Here is a 1,782-nt window from a genome sequence, read left to right on the forward strand (position 1 = left end):
GTCGCATCCATGAAGGAAAAAAGGAAGCAGATGCCGATCGCCTCGACGCCCGCCGCCACCAAGCGCTCGGCAGCATCGATCACTGACTGACGGTCGAGCGGAGTTACCACCCTGCCTTCCGCATCGAGCCTCTCGGCGACCTCCAGGCGCAGGCCGCGGCTGGCAAGAAAAACCGGCGTCTCAGGATGGAGAATGACGCTGTACATATCCTCCCGCAGCTGACGCCCGATCTCAAGGGTGTCACGAAAGCCCTTTGTAACCAGAAGGCCGGTGCGGGCGCCCTTGCGTTCCAGAACAGCGTTGGTGGCGATAGTGGTGCCGTGGATGAAGCGATTTATCGCCTCGGCCGGAACATCCCAGTTCTCCCTGGCGTAATCCACGGCGCCGAGTATCGCCCTGCTCGGATCGGCCTTGCTGGTGGGTATTTTCACGACCCGGATTGCATCACCCGGCCCATAACAGACCACATCTGTAAAGGTGCCGCCCACGTCGACACCGATTGTGACGCCTGACGAGCCGGCATTCTGGGGCATGGACTCTATCACTCCTGAATTCTCCTCTGGATGAAGGGGCGCCATCGGGTTCGGCGCAAAGGCTTGTGGTTGAACATGGCATACCATTGCACTATGCCTTTTGTCCACATTCAATCACAAATCAGCCGACAAATTGCCGGGCTGCATACTTTTGTGTATAGAAATCAACGATTTGATCCAGCACGATCGCGGCAACTTGTACTGTGACAAATCTCTTGCATGTGAGGAGCGGTTGCCGTAACCTGCTGAACGATCAAGAAACTGATGGAGTCAATCCGTGGATCATCCCGACCAGCAAAGCCTCGATCCGATCACCGTCGAGGTTGTCAGGCACAAATTGGATGGCATCGCCAACGAGATGGAGGCGACATTGTTTCGCAGCGCCTTCTCGACGATCGTAAAGGAAGCGCGGGATGCGTCGGCGAGCCTATTTACGGTTGACGGGGAGACGCTGGCGCAGGCGGTTGCAATCCCCATTCACCTGACCACGCTGATTCCGATGGTGAAGGCGGTTCTGGAGAGCTTTCCGCGTGAGGAAATGCGCGATGGCGACGCTTACATACTGAACGACCCCTACACGGCAGGCGGCACGCACCTGCCCGACTTCGCGGTCGTGAGCCCAATCTTCCACAATGGCGAGGTTATCGCCTTGGCCGCCGCGCTGGCGCATCATCAGGATGTCGGCGGAATGACGCCGGGATCGACCTCCACAAACGCAACGGAGATTTTTCAGGAAGGCATCCGCGTCGCACCCATGAAGCTCGTCGACGCGGGAAACTACGATCACAAGCTGATTCGTACGCTTCGCCTGAATGTCCGTCTCCCGGATATCTTTACCGGAGATCTGAATGCCCAGCTGGCGGCGTGCAGAATCGGACAGCGGCGCATCCAGGAACTGGCCGACAAGCTCGGCGCGAAGATGACATTGGCGATCTTCGCTGATCTTCTCGACCGCTCCGAGCGCCTGATGCGCGCCGCGATCTCCGAACTTCCGGATGGAGAGTATCAGTATGTCGACTATCTGGACAATGACGGCATCGATTTGGATACCCCGATCCGCGTCGCGGTAAAGGTTATTGTCAAGGGGGACAGCATAACCTTCGATTTCACTGGGACCAACGACCAGGTTCGTGGCCCCGTAAACTGTATGCCGTCAGGTGCGCTGTGCGGCGCCTGTTTTGCGGTCCGTGCAATCGGCGGATCTCATATTCCGACAAATGGCGGCTGCTTCCGTCCCATACAGATGGTG

The 1,782-nt window shown here is 57.9% G+C and carries 2 protein-coding genes; one reads left to right on the forward strand and one right to left on the reverse strand.

The features are described from left to right. A partial coding sequence (locus EOA27_RS34935) for a hydantoinase/oxoprolinase N-terminal domain-containing protein (protein ID WP_281059512.1) occupies nt 1–533 on the reverse strand: 533 nt, incomplete at its 3' end. 277 nt (nt 534–810) lie between these two features. Between EOA27_RS34935 and EOA27_RS34940 the strand changes: the two genes are divergently transcribed. After that, the coding region (locus tag EOA27_RS34940; protein ID WP_145970778.1) for a hydantoinase B/oxoprolinase family protein at nt 811–1,782 on the forward strand (972 nt) is incomplete at its 3' end.

Source organism: Mesorhizobium sp. M2A.F.Ca.ET.037.01.1.1, from assembly GCF_003998075.1.
Lineage (GTDB): Bacteria > Pseudomonadota > Alphaproteobacteria > Rhizobiales > Rhizobiaceae > Mesorhizobium.